This window comes from Acinetobacter sp. ANC 5045, from assembly GCF_004331005.1.
GTDB lineage: Bacteria > Pseudomonadota > Gammaproteobacteria > Pseudomonadales > Moraxellaceae > Acinetobacter > Acinetobacter towneri.
This window is the reverse complement of sequence record NZ_SJNS01000006.1, coordinates 14,346-33,075: the sequence shown is the minus strand read 5'-3', so window position 1 is coordinate 33,075 and position 18,730 is coordinate 14,346. Positions and strand designations below refer to the sequence as shown.

Here is an 18,730-nt window from a genome sequence, read left to right as displayed (position 1 = left end):
GCTTACTTGCGAGTATTTTAGACAACTTGGAGAGAAGTGATGAGCGTACTATTTTTTGGCGCTTAAAATGCTAGTTGTATGTGGTTTTATCTGTAAGACAGGGTCGTTGGCATGGATGATTGGCTGCGTAAAAAAATGTTAATACTCGCGATTATTGGACGATATTTTCTTTAAAAATAATGCAATGCGCAGTACAGTGGAATGTAAACCTGAAAAGTATGAATGCAAGGACATGGCATTCGATCAACGATTTGGCATGCTCTTGTTTGTATAAAATTTATGCGACTAAAGCCGAATGGTGAGCCATAAAAAAGAAAGTTCATACTGTAAATGTGCAGAAATAATAATCAATAACGTGGCATACATCTCGTGAGAGATGCAAGAACATCAAGGAAGTAGCAGATGAAAGACGTATATCCTGTTCCAGATGAATTTAAAAAGACTGCCCGCACCACTGAGGCAGAATATTTTCAACGCTATCAACAATCTATAGATGACCCTGATACTTATTGGGCAGAGCAAGCCCAACGCTTAGATTGGATTAAACCTTTTACTCAAGTCAAAAATACCAACTTTGACCCCGAGCATTTTAAAATTGAATGGTTTGCCGATGGGCAACTGAATGTCAGTGCCAATTGCTTAGACCGTCATTTAAAAGAACATCCGCATAAACCTGCAATTATTTGGGAAGGAGATCATCCATCTCGGCATAAAGTGGTTTCTTTTGCTTCTTTGCATGATGAAACCTGTCGTTTTGCCAACGTGCTGAAAAAGAACGGGGTGCAAAAAGGTGATCGGGTGGTGCTGTACATGCCAATGGTTTCCGAAGCTGCGATTGCCATGCTAGCCTGCGCGCGGATTGGTGCAGTGCATTGTGTGGTTTTTGGTGGTTTTTCTCCCGATGCTTTGGCTAGCCGAATTGAAGACTGTCAGGCCAAGTTAATTGTCACTGCAGACTCGGCCATGCGTGGTGGCAAGCCAATTTATTTAAAAGCCAATGTTGATGCTGCTCTAAAAGTAGCAGGTACCGACTGTGTGCAAAATGTGATTGTGGTGCACCGTACAGGAAATCCGATTGAGATGTTACCTGAACGCGACGTGTGGTATCACATGGAAATTATGTCGGTCAATGACATCTGCCCACCCGAGCCGATGAATGCCGAAGACCCATTATTCATTTTATATACTTCGGGTTCGACAGGAAAACCCAAAGGCGTTTTGCATACCACAGGCGGTTATTTGACCTATGTGAACAGCACGTTTCGAGAAGTCTTTGATCTGAAACAAGATGATGTGTTTTGGTGTACCGCAGATGTAGGCTGGATTACAGGGCATTCTTATGTCTTATACGGGCCATTGTCGAATGGTACATCAACCGTGATGTTTGAAGGGGTGCCGAACTATCCAAGTTGGGCGCGCACAGGGCATATTGTCGATAAACACAACATCACCATTCTATATACTGCGCCGACTGCCATTCGCGCCATGATGCGAGAGGGAGATCGTTTTGTACGTGAGAGTGACCGTAGCAGTTTGCGTTTACTCGGTTCAGTCGGTGAGCCGATTAATCCTGAAGCATGGAACTGGTATTACAACGTGGTAGGTGAAGGACGTTGCCCAATTGTAGATACATGGTGGCAAACCGAAACAGGGGGCATATTAATTTCAGCATTGCCAGGTGCAACGCCACTGAAACCCGGTTCGGCGACGCGCCCTTTATTTGGGGTACAACCCGCAATTGTCGATGCCGAAGGTAATGAACTGGAAGGCGCGACCGAAGGCAATTTAATTATGAAAGATTCATGGCCAGGGCAAATGCGCGGTATTTGGGGCGACCCTGCACGTTTTATTGAAGCGTATTTTTCGACCTATCCGGGTGCGTATTTTACAGGAGATGGTGCACGCCGTGATGAAGATGGCTATTACTGGATTACAGGGCGTGTGGATGATGTCTTGAATATTTCGGGGCACCGTTTAGGTACCGCAGAAATTGAAAGTGCCTTGGTGGCACATGAAGCTGTGGCTGAAGCGGCAGTGGTGGGTATGCCCCATGAGATTAAAGGACAGGGGATTTGCACCTTTGTAACCTTGCAAGTTGGTACACCTGAGTCAGAGGAGTTGCGTGAAGAATTAGTCAATTGGGTTCGCAAAATTTTGGGACCTGTGGCAACGCCTGATGCGCTGCATTGGGCACCTGCTTTACCCAAAACCCGTTCAGGTAAAATTATGCGCCGTATTTTGCGGAAAATTGCAGCGAATGAATTGGATAGTTTAGGAGATACATCTACTTTGGCTGAGCCGCAAGTGGTGGAGCATTTGATTGCAACGGTGTATGGGGAGAGGTAGGTTAAGGTTGCTGTCACTGTACACAAAGAAGTTAGATAAGGTTTGTTTTTTATTTTTTTCGATGAAGTAAGGTGATTGTTTATATCATCTTACTTTATGCGACAACTCGTGTCGTCTTGCTTGGTAATTTGCTTGGGTGATTAAAAAATAACTGTAGAATAAATAACCATCATACAGATGATGTGGAATGGCATGAATATTCTAGGGTTACAGGCCAAGTATCGGCGTTTATATCATGAAAACTCAATTTGGAAATTATTAAGAGCAGATAACGCACCACATATTTTAGCGTTCATTGTTGACTTATTTGCAGAACAAAATGAAGTCCCTTATGGCCGTGCAAGAAATGTCTTGGATGAGTTGATTAAATCTAGTCGTGAGCAGGGTATTTGGCAGACAGAAAATAATGCAGCGCATTATTTAAATCATTGGATTCATTCAGGCTGGCTCAGAGAAATAGATGGCAAGCTGAGTAAAACGGATATTAGCGAAACCGTATTACGTTTTTGTCAGGGCTTGGATGAGCGAGCAACCCATACCACAGCATCACATTTAAGAATTGTGCAGGATGCGGTTCGTGATTTTGTGGTCGCATTGAGTGAAAATATTGAAGAACGAGTGGAGTTGCTCGAACAAAAAAAATTAGTGATTCAAAATGAAATAGATGCTTTGTTGGCGGGTGTTGTTACACAATTAGAAGAATCAGAACAAAAAGAAAGAATACGAGAAATTTATCAACTTGCTTCCATTCTTACAGGCGATTTTAGACGGGTCGAAGATGAGATTCGTCTACGAGATAAAGAGTTGCGTCTAGATATGATTAGTGGTGCTTATTCACGTGGAGAAGTATTGCTGAGCTTAATGGAAAAAGAGCAGTTGCTTGCCCAAAGTGATGCAGGCAGTGCTTTTGATGGGTTTTGTCAATTACTTCAGGATCAAGATCGTTCTACTGAGTTTAGAGAGCAGTTACGCAGTATTTTGAATCATCCTATTGCACAACAATTAAGCGAATCTCAACGTAAATATTTAGGTCAGTTAATGCGTGAGTTAGGACGCGAAAGTAGCCGAGTTTTCCAAGTCCGACGTCGTACAGAAGAAGGTTTGAGAGCTTATATTGAAAGTGGTGCAGCATTGGAAAACCGTTTGATTGATCAGTTTCTGTCGGAATTAGAAAAAAATGCAGTGGCGTTGTTGCAATCAGAGTGTGATTTAAAAACAGAAGTACAAGTAGATTTAGCCGTGGGTTCCATTCAGCTGAATTCGCCTGAAAGTCTTGCTTTAAAAAGTCCCACAGAACATATGGATACGCGTAAGGTCGAAGAGCAACAAAACAAGACTGAACCTAGTGATCAGATGCTGAAGTACTTAGACAGTGTACGGGTTCGTGCTGTTGCTGAAAAAGTATATCAAACGCTCGCACAGAAAGGGGTGATGAGTATTGCCCATTTAACACAGGAACATCCTGTACAAGCGGGACTTGAAGAGCTTGTTGCTTACTTGCGTATAGCAAAAGCCATTAAAGCACCACAAATGCAGCATACCGAGCAAGTTGAACTTAAGGATCGTTCAGGTGTGCATTTGCAGGCCAGTATTCCAGTGTATTACTTGAGTACAGATTTATTTCCCAAAAATATAGATGAGTTGGCGCTTTAAGGAGATCGAGATGCAATCAGAAAATAAGATACAACAGCATGACAATTTCTTTGAAATGGTACGCAGACCATCTTCAAATTCAGAAAAAAATATAGATATACACGCTAATCAGCCTGTAGAAAATTTGTCTCCTACAGCTCGAGCAGAGGTACAACATGCAGATAATCAAACAGATATGGAGCATGCTCAGGATCGTGATATAGATGCACTTATGCCGCATGCAGCCCGACGGGTATTGGTCTATCTCATGCGTCAAGGGGTTATTCTTGCAGCAGAAAACTTAAAACTTTTTGATTTATTGTGCCGATATGAAGCGGAAATTCGTAGACATTTGGCAGAGGTTTATATCCAGTTGGTTTTGGATGCCAAGCAAGGTGTAGCTTATATCATCAATCTCGAAAGTATTGAGGATGAACAGGAAGATGAGAACCAGCCTTTAGATGATTTTCCTGTACTGATACGAAAACGAACTTTAACTGTATATGACACCTTAATTTTACTTATTTTGCGGAAGTATTATCAGGAACGGGAAACTGCGGGTGAGCAAAAAATTATTATTGATGTTGAGCGAATTCGGAGCAGTTTAATTCCATTTATTCCTTTAACGAATCATGACAGTAAAGATCGTAAAAAATTAAATACAGCATTAGATAAATTTATAGAGAAAAAAGTATTAACAGGACTGCGTGGTGAAGAAGGGCGTTATGAAATCACGCCAATTATCCGCTATGTCGTGAATGCCGAGTTTTTACAAAGTTTATTATCTGAATATCAACAATTATCAGCAAAGGCCAAGTTGCAGCAATCCGAACAAGAACATGGAGAATCATCATGCAAGAAATGACCCTCTCAACTCTATTTGCACAAGGCCAAATTCGCTTGTCGGAAATTTCAGTATTTAACTGGGGCTCCTTCCATAACTTGCATACAGCTCGCATTGATCCTGAAGGAACACTCATTACGGGAGATAATGGTGCCGGTAAGTCCACTTTTATTGATGGTTTAATGGCATTGCTGCAACCTGCCAATAAAGCCAGTTTTAACGTAGCGGCTGCACAGGGTGCTCGTTCAGACCGCACATTACTTTCTTATATGCGGGGTAGTTTTGGCACAGAACATGATGGTGCTGGAACGCGAGTAAAAAATAAGCGCGAAAAAGCAGTGACGACAGCATTAAGAGCGCTATATACCGCTGATGACGGTTCAATGATTACTTTAATTGGATTGTTTTGGGTCGGGCAAGGTCAAAATTCGCTGAGTGAAGTGAACCGTTTATATATGATTGCAAGTCGTAATGTGCAACTGACGGAGGTGTTAGAAAAATTTGCAGATGGCAATACTCGCCAGCTGAAACAACATTTTAATCCTAAAACAGATGCACGCGTGCATTATTTTGACAGCAAATTTGAAGACTATCAGGAGATGTACCGTAAATATTTATTTATGGATAATAAAAATGCCCCTGCGTTGTTATCACGTGCTTTAGGTTTGAAGAAAATTGATGATTTGACTAAATTAATTCGTGAGTTGGTTTTAGAACCAAGTCAGGTTCGTGCTTTAGCGCAGACAGCAGTGAATGAGTTTGCCGACCTAGAGGCAAACTATAAGCATTTGGTAGATGCACGTGAACAAGTCCTATATTTACAAAAACTACCTGGATTAGCTGCTCAAATAACAGCGTTAACTCTGCAACTGAATAATCTACAGCTCGAAAAACAAGCTTTTCCTGCATATTTAGGTGAATTGTATGTTCAGTTTTGGACTGAAAAAATACATCAGCTGGAGCAAGAGATACAGCGATTACATACGCAGTTTAAGCAATTAGAACAACAAGAACATGATGCGGAAAAACAACAAGAGCGTTGCCATGAAGACTATTTACGAGTCGGCGGTAATCGGATTGAAAACTTACAAAAAGAGCTAGAACTGATACAGCGTCAGTTAAATCAATTAACCATAGAGGCTTCACGTTATCAGGAAGATGCTCAGCAATTACAATTGCAAGATGATTTAACCGAGCAAAATTTAATTGATAACCAAAAAATAGCCCATGAGCAGCTTCTAAATATTGGGCAAGAGAAAACCCAAAGACAAGATGAGTTTGCTCAAGTCAGTAGCAAATACGCACAAACGCAACAGCAACTGAAAGAAACTCAAAGCGATATTCAGGAAATAGAAACCAGACCTAATAGTAATATTCATGATGTACATTTATTGCGTTTAAGAGATGAGCTTAGACAGCACTTAGATTTTGATGAACATGAATTAATGTTTATTGGTGAGCTCATTGATGTAAAAGAGGCTGAAAAAATCTGGCAAGGCGCAATTGAACGAGCATTAGGTGGTTTAAAAACAACGTTATTGGTGCCGAAAGATCGTTATTCGATGGTCACTCAATGGGTGAATGCGCGTCATAATAAAACCCATGTGCGTTTACAGGTGATCCATCTTGATGCTACAGAAAGTGTGTATTTTAAAGAAAATGGTTTTCTGCGGAAATTGGTTTGGCGAGAGCATCCATATCGTGATTGGTTAAAACAACATCTGCTTCGCTTTGATCTGCAATGTGTGGCAGATACAACAATCATGAATACAACGCCTTTTTCTATGACACAACAGGGCTTAATTCATCGTGAGCAAGGTCGTTTTGAGAAAAAAGATCAACAGCGGATTGATGATCGAAAAATTTGGTGTTTGGGATTTTCCAATACTTCACGTTTAAATTTATTAAAGCATGAAGCGAAACAACTTGAGGTACAGTTGGAACAGTATGCCTTGAGTGTTGCACAATCGCGTAAGGTGTTAGATCAGGTAACACAGCATAAGAGTTTGTGGGAGCGAATGTTACGTTACCAATGGGATATGATAAATATTCCTTATTGGACAGAGCGCCAGCAACAGACCAGCAATGACTTGCAGCATTTACAACAGGCAGATACCAATATTGAACAAGCTCGACAACGTTGGGAGCTTGCAAAAGAGGAATTAAAACAACTACAGGAACAGAAAGGGCAGTTACAACACACTTGGGGGCAACTCAAACAGAAACTCAGTGATGCAGAAAAACAACAACAACAAGCGCAAAAGGCAGCAAACCAAGGTGTCCCAGAACAAGCCAGAGAACTGTTGCTACAGCGTATAGGAGAAACACCTCGGTTGGAGGATGCTTATCTTACTGCTGTGGAAAAAGAGCTAGAGCGTTTAATTGAACATACCAGCAACCAAAATACCTCAGCAAAAAATAGCGCAACGTACATTATTGGTCAGTTTCGTGGCAAGGATAAATGGTCACATATTGCATTACAACGTGAATGGGCAGTTGGTTTGGCCGCATTGGATGATTGCGTTGCCTATTTTCATGAACTAGAAAAGGAAGGTTTGCCTGCCTTAGTTGAACAGTTTGAACAGCGTCTGCAAAAACATACCATGCAGTCTTTAAGTGTGATTCAGAATCGCCTTGAGGCAGATAGAGAAGAAATCACTGACCGTATTGCCATAATTAATCAGGTTTTACGGCGTACAGAATTTAAGTCTGGCAGCTATCTAAGACTAGGATACAAAAAGGAAAAGTATCCACACGTCATAGATTTTGAGCAAAAACTAAAATGGGTCGTATCTAGTATTAATAGTATTGAATATGAACAACGTTTTAAAAAGTTAGCTGAATTAATTTCTATTTTAGAAAAAGCGAGTAACTCGGTTACAGCGCATACTTTTGAAAGCCAGCGTTTACTTGATCCTCGTCATCAAATGTCTTTCTATGCAGAAGAAGTCGATTTGGCTACAGAAGAAATACGAGATGTTTTGGAGTCATCGAGTGGTAAATCTGGCGGAGAAAAAGAATCTTTTGCTGGAACCATTGTGGCAGCGAGTTTGGCTTATGTATTAACACCAGACGGCTATGATTATCCAATCTACAGTACAGTGTTTTTAGATGAAGCTTTTTCAAACACAGCTGAAGCGGTTAGTCGTCGAGTACTCAAAGTATTTAAGGCGTTGAAAATTCATGTCAATTTAATCACACCTTATAAAAACTTGAATTTAGCGCGTGAGTCAGCACGTTCTTTATTAATTGCCGAGCGTGATATTGAGAAACATGAAAGTCATTTATGTGAAATTACTTGGCAGGAAATTGATGAAAAAATGGCGCAAAAACAACAGCAACTGCATAGAGAGGCACAACAGTTTGGGGTGCAGTTAGATGCCTAAAATTGAGAAGTGGGGATTACTTCCAAATACCGTTTTGGGTATTTTGCATAAAAAAGAATGGGAAAATCGTCGAAATTTAAAGCAGCGGTTGTTAAATCAACGTCCTTTTCCAATCGAAATTTCACTGAAAGTGCCCACAGACCAACAAGCTAGAGATAATTTGGGTCATTTTCATGCTTTTTTTAAAGCGTGGACAGATTTTGCTTATCCTGAACTGGTTGAATGGCAAGAACGGCAGTATCGACAACTTTCAGAACAACGTGTTCCAGTAAAGTTACGAATTTTTTCTTTACAGCAGCTTACTGAGCTTTTAGGAACAGAGCAACAACTTGAAAACTGGTTGGATAAAATATCCAGCTTTTTGAAGCAGTCTTTTGTGCATGATCGTCATCAGCACCGTTTATTTCAAACTTTAATTCATCATTTAGAGCAGATAGAACGCTATAGCCAACAAGAATGGCAATGGTTGATTCAGCTGATTGAACAGCTGAAACCGAATATGGGGGCAGGGCTTTATTTAAGGGCCTTGCCATTAAGCGCTGTAAACACGAAGTTTCTTGAGCAGAACTTATTGCTGACGGAGGCAATTTGCAATGTACTTTATGATGATGAGATCGTACTGGCTGGAGGGTTGTTGGCATGGCTAGATTGCTTAGATAGCCCCAAAGGTTGGTTGACGATCAAACCCGTCTGCCCAAATGTGCAGGAAAAATTGGGAGGACTCCCCGTTTTTCAATTGTCCACAGAGGTGCTAGATCAATTTGAGTTACCTGCGGAACGAATAATTGTAGTTGAAAATATTCAGTCAGGTTTAGCGTGCCCTTACTTGGAAAATAGTATTGTGGTTTGTGGTGGGGGTAAAAATATTACATGGATGAAGGCCAAGTGGTTACAGTATAAACAGGTTTTTTATTGGGGAGATATCGACTCTGAAGGTTTAAATATTTTAAGTATGGTTCGGCAAAAAATTCCACACGTGATTGCTTTAATGATGGATGAAGCCACAGTTTTACAGTTCCAAAATCATATGGTGGATGAACCAGACTCTATTTTTAGTGAGCCACAATATCTCACTGCTGACGAGTTAAAATTATTTCATGATTTGCGTGCACAGACATTTAAAAATAGGCGTTTAGAGCAAGAGCGCATTTCGGTTGATTGGGTGCATCGTTATTTAGAGTTACTTTGAAAATTAATTTGATTGATAATAAGGGGTGTAATGTTTAAACCATCTGGGCGATGGCAAACTACCCCACCTTGAGTGGTCGGATAGTCCACTACTTCTAAACCATCTGGGCGATGGCAAACGAAATCAAAGCAAAGCGTAAGCGTACCGATGACTTCTAAACCATCTGGGCGATGGCAAACGGTGTAGTCATTAACCATGCAAATATCATTTACTTCTAAACCATCTGGGCGATGGCAAACAAAATAACATGGGGCGGCACATTTAAGAGGTTCTTCTAAACCATCTGGGCGATGGCAAACCAAGCCCCTTGATTGAAGCGTTGCTTGCACAACTTCTAAACCATCTGGGCGATGGCAAACTATGGATGGGAAGCTGCGATGGAAGCGGTAGACTTCTAAACCATCTGGGCGATGGCAAACAAAGATGCCTTTAAAACTAGCTTTTAAATGTTCTTCTAAACCATCTGGGCGATGGCAAACTTTTGATTGCGCTTAATCATGCAATCTGTTTTCTTCTAAACCATCTGGGCGATGGCAAACACAATATACAGCTTAGGGGCATTTGATCTTAACTTCTAAACCATCTGGGCGATGGCAAACTAACACAAGCTAACTATGTGGAAGTGCTTGTTCTTCTAAACCATCTGGGCGATGGCAAACATGATCCCTACACCTTGCGATATGGCTTTAGACTTCTAAACCATCTGGGCGATGGCAAACATAACTATTGTCTATCGCCCTGTGGTTGGAATCTTCTAAACCATCTGGGCGATGGCAAACATCACTACATGATCTATGAGCCTTTAGCGTTTCTTCTAAACCATCTGGGCGATGGCAAACAATATCGTTAGACAGAAGCAAAGTCCTAAAGTCTTCTAAACCATCTGGGCGATGGCAAACAATTATCTCTTAATTTATTTTTATAATTATTACTTCTAAACCATCTGGGCGATGGCAAACATTAATTTTTTAAAACATTTTCAGATTTATCACTTCTAAACCATCTGGGCGATGGCAAACTCGGTAATCACCGTATCCTTTTCTCTCCACAACTTCTAAACCATCTGGGCGATGGCAAACATAATGATATTGAGGTTTCAAGAGTTATTGTTCTTCTAAACCATCTGGGCGATGGCAAACGTTTTCTTTTAAAAATACTATGAATTGAGTTACTTCTAAACCATCTGGGCGATGGCAAACGCCGACCTTTGATTTTGCGAAATGGGAAATATCTTCTAAACCATCTGGGCGATGGCAAACCAAATGATTGTAATTCTGCTTATTATCGAGTACTTCTAAACCATCTGGGCGATGGCAAACAACAGAAGCCGATTCTAGCAAGTTTTCAAAATCTTCTAAACCATCTGGGCGATGGCAAACGTCTTAAATACAAAGATTGATAGCACATATAACTTCTAAACCATCTGGGCGATGGCAAACAATTTATTCTATTAGCTGCTCCGACACGTTCACTTCTAAACCATCTGGGCGATGGCAAACGTGGTGTTTCTCTTGCATCTATGCAAGGTCAACTTCTAAACCATCTGGGCGATGGCAAACTATTAATTGTTTCAGTAATCCATTCATCTAATCTTCTAAACCATCTGGGCGATGGCAAACGTAATCATGCTAATTGGTATCGGTGTATCAATCTTCTAAACCATCTGGGCGATGGCAAACGTGTTGGCTCTTTAATTAAACAGTCTGATATTCTTCTAAACCATCTGGGCGATGGCAAACAAAATATTTGCTTAATCGGGGCAACTGGTTCACTTCTAAACCATCTGGGCGATGGCAAACTTTACCTCATATCCCAAGTATTCTTCAAAATTCTTCTAAACCATCTGGGCGATGGCAAACTAAATGTGGTAGGTTCTGTTTAATACAATCAACTTCTAAACCATCTGGGCGATGGCAAACACATTAAAGCTTCAATACATTCAACCGACAAACTTCTAAACCATCTGGGCGATGGCAAACCAATACCACCCGCTAAACCTGATGCCATTTCACTTCTAAACCATCTGGGCGATGGCAAACTTGGTGAATATCACTGTGCTTTAGTTGTTTTTCTTCTAAACCATCTGGGCGATGGCAAACAGAATATTGCTAATATCATGTATCCCGCAGATCTTCTAAACCATCTGGGCGATGGCAAACGCAAAGTTACATCATAATCCCAATCAACATTACTTCTAAACCATCTGGGCGATGGCAAACTAATGAAAGTTATTAAGGTGTGTACTGGTGTACTTCTAAACCATCTGGGCGATGGCAAACCTTTTCTTCCCCCAATCCGCCCATTATGACTACTTCTAAACCATCTGGGCGATGGCAAACCAGGAAGTTTATATTTTCCCGACACAATTTCACTTCTAAACCATCTGGGCGATGGCAAACATACTGGAGTATAGTAATGCTGTGCTTAATATCTTCTAAACCATCTGGGCGATGGCAAACAATGTTCTCCTATTATTGATAGACGTACAAAACTTCTAAACCATCTGGGCGATGGCAAACTGCCAATAAATTGCTTGAAGAAGAACAATAGACTTCTAAACCATCTGGGCGATGGCAAACGCCCCAAAGCTAATAAAGGTTATATTGCAGATCTTCTAAACCATCTGGGCGATGGCAAACAATTATCCCTGATTAGCCAATTTTGACTAATCCTTCTAAACCATCTGGGCGATGGCAAACATGCTGCAACTACTACAAGCCAAAAAGAAACGCTTCTAAACCATCTGGGCGATGGCAAACGATCAAATGGAGCAAAGAGGGGAATCAAGCAACTTCTAAACCATCTGGGCGATGGCAAACGATTAGCTTTATCTAGCTCTAACATTTCTTGACTTCTAAACCATCTGGGCGATGGCAAACTGATCGGCCTTAATTTTGTAAGATTTGTTTTACTTCTAAACCATCTGGGCGATGGCAAACATCAATAACAATGTGACAAAAGACGCAATAATCTTCTAAACCATCTGGGCGATGGCAAACGTTTTGTTGGGTTTCTATCAATATAATCAAGTCTTCTAAACCATCTGGGCGATGGCAAACGAGGTGCTAGTGGCGCTGTTTCCGGTGCAAAACTTCTAAACCATCTGGGCGATGGCAAACAGCAGATAAACAATTGCGCCAACCCCCGCAATCTTCTAAACCATCTGGGCGATGGCAAACAGCATTGATATTTTAAACTTGGGTCTTGTTCACTTCTAAACCATCTGGGCGATGGCAAACCATTTGTTGCAGCTCCAACACGAAGCGGTAAACTTCTAAACCATCTGGGCGATGGCAAACGAACCACGCTCTAACAATAAAACTTTACCATTCTTCTAAACCATCTGGGCGATGGCAAACATGGTTTTTTGAATCTCGATTATCTGCTAATTCTTCTAAACCATCTGGGCGATGGCAAACATTCCCAGCAACACGACAATATTTTTCTGCTTCTTCTAAACCATCTGGGCGATGGCAAACATGAAATATTCTTAATGGGTAATGGTCAAATACTTCTAAACCATCTGGGCGATGGCAAACGTGAAGTATGGATGACTCCTAGTTACGTGCTACTTCTAAACCATCTGGGCGATGGCAAACTTTTTTTGAAATCCTTTTACCAGTACGCATAACTTCTAAACCATCTGGGCGATGGCAAACGTAGCTAAAGCGGAAGCAGCGGTTCATCGTGCCTTCTAAACCATCTGGGCGATGGCAAACGCTCAACCCGAAAATCCAATAGCGGAAATAGTCTTCTAAACCATCTGGGCGATGGCAAACTTAAGTTGTGGAAATAGTGCCAATATTTACAACTTCTAAACCATCTGGGCGATGGCAAACAAAGGGCATTTTAATTCTCCCTTTGCGCTTGTCTTCTAAACCATCTGGGCGATGGCAAACCATAAAGGTGATGACCTTATTGATTCTATTGACTTCTAAACCATCTGGGCGATGGCAAACTTATCGGTAAAACTGGCACAGGTAAAACATGCCTTCTAAACCATCTGGGCGATGGCAAACATCATGGCAACCTTTTAGAGATTGTTAATTTACTTCTAAACCATCTGGGCGATGGCAAACACTTCACAATCCCCCCGAATAATGCAACTAAACTTCTAAACCATCTGGGCGATGGCAAACGGTAACAGGGGGTTATATGCAGCACTTTACCTCTTCTAAACCATCTGGGCGATGGCAAACGAAGACGAAAAAGTATTATTTGATAAATATGACTTCTAAACCATCTGGGCGATGGCAAACTTAAGTTGTGGAAATAGTGCCAATATTTACAACTTCTAAACCATCTGGGCGATGGCAAACTAGAACTTTTATCATAAAAAGCTCTAGATAATAATGATATAGGTTTTTAAAGAGTGAAAATAGATCAAAAAAACAAAAATCAATAAACTTTTGAAATCATTTGATTTTATTGCATAGCTCAGAAATGAAGTTAAACATATAGTCTAAGACATCCTGATCTTGGCAGGATTCAATCAGTTGCATTCTAAACTCTTTTTGATTATGTCCATTTTTGGCAGAAATAAACGCTTGTGGCATAACAAAAGCATCTTTTACTAAATCTGCAATATCGAAAACTAAACCACCACGACGTGTCTTACCGTGCAAAATAGGTAAGGCAAAACTTATTCCCATACCATTTAGTGTGACAGAAGCATAACCATAAGCAATGTAATTACCATGATCTAGATAACTATTGGCAATATCACGTAAGGACTCATGCGACCCTTTTCCTTCCTCACGGCTAAATTCAAAATTTAAACCCGATGCAAGTTGTTTATAGAGACTTTTTGCCCAACGGCCTTCGGCTGCTAATAATTCTGTTTGATTATTTGCCAAATCAATATCTTGTAGAAAACGTGTCATAGCAATGGGGTCAAGCGATATACCGTGTTGTATTAAGTTGATATTCTTTTTCCATGCTTTTTCAGTAATAGACACACGTTCGCTTAGTAAAACTTTAGCCATCAGTAAGCGAGCATCATCTTCAAGCCAAGCTCTCATCCAAGTTTGCATATATTCGGTTGGGCGATATTCACTTTGTGGTGCGAGGAAAGTGAGATCAAGTGATGAAAAGAGAGGAGAACCACCTGAACCACAAAATCCAACCATGACATTAGATTCTGCCAAACGACGGGCGGCAGCATCGGTTAAGGAGCTGCCTTTACCGAGTAATAAGAACGCCGTATTTTTTTCAGGAATATTATAAAAATGTTCCATCGGTTGAAGGTTATCCGTCAGATACACAATCCGATCATCTTTGAGCATGACCCGTACTCGTTCAAGGTAGAATACACAGGCTCGTTTAGATAACATCAGGGCACGACTGCGTTGCTGACGGAAATCACTCATTTTTATACCTCAAACACAGGTAATGCGAAAGCGTGTTGTTTTCGTGCTAGGCCATACCCATCAGGTAAACCACTTTTTAACACGTTAACATCCTTGTAAGTTTCAGGAAGTCCAAAATTTTCTTCCTCAAAATTAATATCAAAAATCTCAATAGGAACCGTAAAACTTTGTCCAGTACTTTGACTAATGACCTTAAAGTAAGGAAGTTTCTTGGCTTTATTAAGACGTTTGGTATGTAAACTTTCTCGTTCAGGATAATCTTTTAAAAAATTGGGTTCAGCTTTTAAGGTCGGTAATCGAAAACGAAAATAACAGCGCCAACCCGTCACCTTTGCTATAGGCACAGCAACAGGATGATTGAGTACAGCATAGTCTCTAATTTTCCAATGACCTTTAATGCTCTCAACCAATTGATCTAAATCATCTTGTTCCGATGCAAAAATACGTAAAACATCATAATTTGGTGTTATGGGGTGATTGTATTTCGCTTCTTTGGCCAGCATTTTTCGTTGCTGGCGTGGTGAAATTTCTAAAGCCAAGGCGAATTTTTCTGGCATTTTTCGAAAAGCGCCATGCACAATACTGTAAATTTGATTGCGCAGATGGGCGAGGGTAAGCTCGCCATCATCCGCACTGTCCAAAATCCGAATATCAAGATAATAGTTGGGTTGCATATTACTCTCCCTCAGAGTAAACGCCGCCACGAACTAAGCAGGCTATTAAGAACATACCTTTATCGCTATTTGGGTCTAAACTGCGAATTTCTTTTAAAATATCAAAAGCAGAATCTTTTTTCTTTTTGTCTACACGGAAAAAGTCCTGTGCGTCTAGGCTTGCGCCATTTGGCTCTACAGGAATTGGTTTACTATCATTCTCTAAAAACTTGTCATACCAAGTATCAATGGTGCGTAAGGCATTGCCAATTTTTTGGTCACGAATCGCTGCTTGTCCTAAAAACTGATTGTCTTTGGCCTGACGTTCAGGGCGGATAGGATTGAGTTGATACAGTGAGCGCGAAAAACCTTTTGGTTTTTCTTCAAGATAGTTTTGTGATGGAAAGACTTCAACACCGCCCATGCCAAAATCTACAATCGCTTCAATATGTAATCCTGAATTGACATCACCTTGCATGCCTTTGACTAAGATATTGGCAATTTTATTTTCACTTTCAGAAACATCATCAAATGATTTTAGGCTGTAATCCAAAGCATTAAATTCAGCAATTAATTTATAGCTTTTAGTCGTCTGACTTTGATCATGTTCAATAATTTCGCTGACTTTAATCGAAATATGTTCTGCAACGCTGCGATTACGCCATAACCAACGCCCATTCACAATATTGCGAACATAGCGACGAGCAACTTCTTCAATCCCTTCGCTATTTTTAGCCTTTTCAATAAAATCCTTGAAACTTGCGCGAAAGTCTTTTTCCTCTTGTTTATCTGCACCTGCTTTGGATGCTGAAGCAAATAAAATATGATCTAAGTCGATGAAACGTAAACTCCATTTGACTAGAAACTTAGCATCAGGCAAAAGTTTCGCCGATTCTGTCATTTGAATATTAGAAACTTCACGAGCGACAGTGTTACCTGAAGCAGCACCTTTGTCTTTATTGCCTGCCACGTTTTGAGTACCACGAATACCATGATACATCACATGTAGCGCCTCTTCTTTGCCATCAGCATGCAAATGGTAGAAAGCAGCATCACTGATTAATGTTCCGCGTTGTAAAGAAAGGCTGCCTGGTAATTTTTTGAAATTTTCAGATGTAGACATGATGTTTATTCCTTATAAATGTCAATTAGTTGTCGATCTGTTGATTTTGTTGCAATAAAAAAACGTTGTCTTGAATCCAGTGATACGACCATTGGATTTGTTCTAAATAGCCATCGGGATAAATTGATGTTTCAAGGCGGATTTCATTCAAGATTGAATTAAGTGAGTGATACTGAATCAAGCCTGTTAAAGGTTCTGCATAGGCATGCTGTGTTTCATCCTGATCATCGGCATGGCGAATCCCAGCACGATCAGCAGTTGGTTGTTCGAGTAAGGCATAACCTAAAGTTGTTGCAGAAAGCCATGCTAAGCTTTCATTCGGTAAATGTTCTAAAATAGGTATATCACTATTTTTAGCTTGCGGACGATGTGCTAAAAGTTGGCTAAAGGCTTGTAAACGATTTACTTGATATGCTTTTTGATAGGCGGTTAATAAATCATTCCTATCATGAATTAAAAAGCCAGAGCTAATCTGAGCCAAGGCATCTTCAGCATCATTAAAATCTTGAATTTTCCCAAACTCGAGAATATGACCGCCTGCAAATTTACTTCTTTTGATAGTTTGAACTAATGTGTTTAGATCTGGACGTCTAGCGTCAAATTCAATTACTAAACTGAACAGCAAATGACAGCTTGCAGTGGGTTGAAGTGATAAATTTTTAGTTCCTCTAGCATAATCTGTCTTACCAATAAAAGTAGCACCGCGTCGTTGTGCTGGAGTGAAGCGACCATAAGCTTCTCCACCAAGTGGTTGTATATCATGGTGCACATAATAAAAGCCGAGATCTTTTTCATCAATTTGACGCGCAAGGTGATGGCTAAACATGGCAGCAGCCATCAGTGGAGCGCCACCCATGATTAAGCCATTGCTCTGAAAATTTGCTGCTTGCACTTTAATGTATGGAATAACGACGAAGCAACTCATTTTAAAAGCTCCTGAATACGACGTGAGAGAAAGCTTTTGGCTTCAGCTTCCGATAGGCTAATGTCAACTGTATTTTTAATCTCTTTTTTCCAGTAACTGTGTTTCGTGATTCGTCTTGCTAAATCATCTGCAAAAAGCTGTTGCCAATCTTCAAATTGTTGCAGTTCAGGATTAATTAAGCCTTGAGCGATTAGAGATACACGCGGATGGCTCCACCTCGATTTTCTCTCCAACACTTTTAAACTAGGCAAATCATTTGCAACAGCCTTTAAAATTTGGAGGATGTCTTGCCCTTGTTGCAGAACATCATCGATAACTTTCTGAATAGTGGTTAATTCTGCTGCACGTGTTTGCATATTTGAAAAAGGGGCGTGTATACCATGTTCATGGAAGCCTACCTTCAAACTTAGTTTTTGTTGTTTAATCAAAGATTTTGCATATTCAGTCAATTCCTGATACATCGCTCGATTGATATAGGCATTTGAAATTTGGTAATCAAAGCCTTTATAAAAATACTGAAAAGCAAGGCGTGTTTCAGGATCTTGAGTAGGTGAGTCAAGAACAAGAGGACGTTGCATGGATCGGACTAGACTTCCGACGTTTTGCGGATTTGATCCGCCAATACCAAATACAGCTGTCTTAATATTCTTCAGTTTTGTATTTTTACCTTCTGCTTTACGTTGTTCTTTAAGTGCATCAACTTCAGTATTAATCAGTAAATTCAGACCTGCTGCTGAAAGTGGGCTGATGGATAGATACTCATTATTTTTAGGAATGAGTAATTGACGCATGCGAATATCAATAATATCCAACCCTGCAGTAAATGGTTGTTCAAATATCTTGTTTAAATGTGGTTTAAGCAAGGCCACGTTTTGCTTAAATTCTTCATCTGCTTCGGACAGCTCTTCATCTAATTGAGCTGCTTTGACGACTTTAAATAAAGTTGCAGTTTTACCTGCATTTGCTTGGTAGTCGGTTGGAACAAGAAAATCATCAGCAAGTAATGTTCGTGCTGAAATATAAGGTAAGTTTAATGCATGGCTTTGCGCAAGGCGGATACCGCCTTTTTCAATATTTGAGTTAACGGTTTTTAGGCTGTAATGAACAGATTCAGCCAAGGCTTGCTGATAAGGATTTTCCTCTGTATCTTTTGTCATAATGCATCCTAAGTTATTAAAATATATTTGTTTAGAGTATTAATAGCGGATGAAATATTTATTATCAAATGCTATTTTTAGTTAAACGACATGATGTGTCGCAGAG

Annotated in this window: 10 protein-coding genes and 1 CRISPR repeat array; of the genes, 5 read left to right on the top strand and 5 right to left on the bottom strand. The window is 40.3% G+C overall.

What is annotated here, in order from left to right; genetic code table 11:
* The first annotated feature begins 402 nt into the window (after positions 1–402).
* The 5 genes from acs (at position 403) to E0H79_RS06610 (ending at position 9,397) form a co-directional block, all read left to right on the top strand.
* On the top strand, positions 403–2,346 hold the full coding sequence (acs, locus tag E0H79_RS06630) for an acetate--CoA ligase (RefSeq protein ID WP_131261198.1): 1,944 nt from the start codon (positions 403–405) through the stop codon (positions 2,344–2,346).
* A gap of 192 nt (positions 2,347–2,538) precedes the next feature.
* Positions 2,539–3,999, top strand: a complete 1,461-nt coding sequence (locus E0H79_RS06625) for a DUF3375 domain-containing protein (RefSeq protein WP_131261197.1) — start codon at positions 2,539–2,541, stop codon at positions 3,997–3,999.
* Positions 4,000–4,009: 10 nt separating this feature from the next.
* A complete protein-coding gene (locus E0H79_RS06620) occupies positions 4,010–4,843 on the top strand; it encodes a DUF4194 domain-containing protein (protein WP_131261196.1) in 834 nt (277 codons plus the stop codon).
* Positions 4,831–8,208, top strand: a complete 3,378-nt coding sequence (locus E0H79_RS06615) for an ATP-binding protein (RefSeq protein WP_131261195.1) — start codon at positions 4,831–4,833, stop codon at positions 8,206–8,208. The genes E0H79_RS06620 and E0H79_RS06615 overlap by 13 nt, the downstream gene beginning before the upstream one ends.
* The gene (locus tag E0H79_RS06610) at positions 8,201–9,397 is read left to right on the top strand and encodes a Wadjet anti-phage system protein JetD domain-containing protein (protein WP_004974289.1); all 1,197 of its coding nucleotides are present in this window, start codon (positions 8,201–8,203) and stop codon (positions 9,395–9,397) included. The genes E0H79_RS06615 and E0H79_RS06610 overlap by 8 nt, the downstream gene beginning before the upstream one ends.
* A 31-nt stretch (positions 9,398–9,428) precedes the next feature.
* Positions 9,429–13,716: a CRISPR direct-repeat array (repeat unit 28 nt; unit sequence CTTCTAAACCATCTGGGCGATGGCAAAC).
* A 96-nt stretch (positions 13,717–13,812) separates the two neighbouring features.
* Here E0H79_RS06610 and cas1f read toward each other — a convergent pair.
* Genes cas1f through E0H79_RS06585 form a run of 5 tightly spaced genes read right to left on the bottom strand, consistent with a single transcriptional unit; the run spans position 13,813 to position 18,624 of the window.
* A complete protein-coding gene (cas1f, locus tag E0H79_RS06605; protein ID WP_070154190.1) occupies positions 13,813–14,766 on the bottom strand; it encodes a type I-F CRISPR-associated endonuclease Cas1f in 954 nt (317 codons plus the stop codon).
* Between the two features lie 2 nt (positions 14,767–14,768).
* Complete coding sequence (locus E0H79_RS06600; protein WP_131261194.1) at positions 14,769–15,440, bottom strand: type I-F CRISPR-associated endoribonuclease Cas6/Csy4; 672 nt, start codon at positions 15,438–15,440, stop codon at positions 14,769–14,771.
* Position 15,441: 1 nt separating this feature from the next.
* Entirely contained in the window at positions 15,442–16,542 is a 1,101-nt protein-coding gene (gene csy3 / locus E0H79_RS06595; protein ID WP_131261193.1) for a type I-F CRISPR-associated protein Csy3, read from the bottom strand.
* 25 nt (positions 16,543–16,567) lie between these two features.
* Positions 16,568–17,467: a type I-F CRISPR-associated protein Csy2 gene (csy2, locus tag E0H79_RS06590; RefSeq protein ID WP_131261192.1), complete on the bottom strand. Its 900-nt coding sequence runs from the start codon at positions 17,465–17,467 to the stop codon at positions 16,568–16,570.
* Positions 17,464–18,624 carry a type I-F CRISPR-associated protein Csy1 gene (locus E0H79_RS06585; RefSeq protein WP_131261191.1) on the bottom strand — a complete coding sequence of 387 codons (1,161 nt, stop codon included), beginning with the start codon at positions 18,622–18,624 and terminating at the stop codon, positions 17,464–17,466. Before E0H79_RS06585 ends, csy2 begins: the two co-directional genes overlap by 4 nt.
* Positions 18,625–18,730 lie beyond the last annotated feature (106 nt).